This is a genomic window from Brachybacterium sp. AOP42-C2-15 (assembly GCF_052377065.1).
Taxonomy (GTDB): Bacteria; Actinomycetota; Actinomycetes; order Actinomycetales; family Dermabacteraceae; genus Brachybacterium.
In genome coordinates, this window is record NZ_JBQSWK010000098.1 from 1 (window position 1) to 1,458 (window position 1,458).

General features: G+C 69.4%; 1 protein-coding gene. It reads left to right on the forward strand.

The genetic code is table 11. The annotated features are described in order from the left end of the window. The first annotated feature begins 122 nt into the window (after positions 1–122). Entirely contained in the window at positions 123–1,454 is a 1,332-nt protein-coding gene (locus ACT3SQ_RS19180) for an ISL3-like element ISPfr3 family transposase (RefSeq protein ID WP_087137594.1), read from the forward strand. Positions 1,455–1,458: the final 4 nt, after the last annotated feature.

The following is a 1,458-nucleotide window of genomic DNA, read 5'->3' on the forward strand; positions in this document are numbered from 1 at the left end:
GGCTCTTCCCAGATGAGGGTGTAGCGCACGTCGCGCGGCGGGCCGGCGCGTCGGTGTCGGGGTGAGGGTCGAGGTCTCCCGAGGATGAGAGCTCCTACACACTCAGCCCGAAAGACCTCGACGTGCACGACGCTACCGTCGGCGGGCGCGCTGATGCGTTCGCCAGCCCCGACCTGACTGCCTTCTGCCGCCTCGACGAACTCGGCCTCGTTGTCACCGGGCAGCGACTCGAGCCGGATCGTGCCGTATTGGCCTGTCAGGTGGTCGAGCCCGACCAGTGGTGCCGGCGCTGCGGCTGCGAAGGGAGACCACGTGACACCGTGGTCCGACGGCTTGCCCACGAACCACTGGGCTGGCGGCCCACGACGCTGGAGGTCGTCGTGCGCCGTTACCGCTGCAGCGGCTGCGGGTATGTGTGGCGCCAGGACACCACCGCCGCGGCCGAGCCCCGGGCCAAGTTGTCTCGGCGCGCTCTGCGGTGGGCGCTGGAAGGGATCGTGGTCCAGCACCTGACCGTGGCTCGGGTCGCCGAGGGGCTCGGGGTGGCCTGGGACACCGCCAACGACGCCGTTATGGCCGAGGGCAAGCGGGTGCTGATCGACGAGGAGCACCGCTTCGAGGGGGTGAAGGTCGTCGGGGTCGATGAGCACGTGTGGAGGCACACCCGTCGCGGCGACAGGTACGTCACCGTGATCATCGACCTCACCCCAGTGCGAGATGGCACCGGCCCGGCACGGCTGCTGGACATGGTCGAAGGACGCTCCAAGCAGGCGTTCAAGACCTGGCTGGCCGACCGCCCGCAGGAGTGGCGCGACGGCGTGGAGGTGGTCGCGATGGACGGCTTCACCGGGTTCAAGACCGCCGCCGTCGAGGAACTGCCCGACGTGGTGACCGTGCTAGATCCCTTCCACGTCACGCGCCTCGCTGGCGAGGCGCTCGATGAGTGCCGACGGCGAGTTCAGCAGGCCATCTGTGGGCACCGCGGCCGCAAGGGCGACCCGCTCTATGCCGCCCGCCGGACCCTGTCCACCGGCGCCGACCTGCTCAACGACAAGCAGAAGGACCGACTGGACACCCTGTTCGCCGACGACGCCCACGTCGAGGTCGAGGTCACCTGGAGCGTCTACCAGCGCATGATCGCCGCCTACCGCCACGAGAACCGGCGCCACGGCCGCGAGCTGATGGCCCGGCTCATCGACTCGATCAGCACCGGCGTCCCCAAGGCCCTGGTCGAGATCACCAAGCTCGGCAGGACGCTGAAGAAGCGCGCCGCCGACGTCCTGGCCTACTTCGACCGGCCCAGCACCTCCAACGGGCCCACCGAGGCGATCAACGGCAGGCTCGAGCACCTGCGCGGCTCGGCGCTGGGGTTCCGCAACCTGACCAACTACATCGCCAGATCCCTGCTCGAGACCGGCGGGTTCAGACCCCGACTACACCCTGGATTCGGATGAGCCG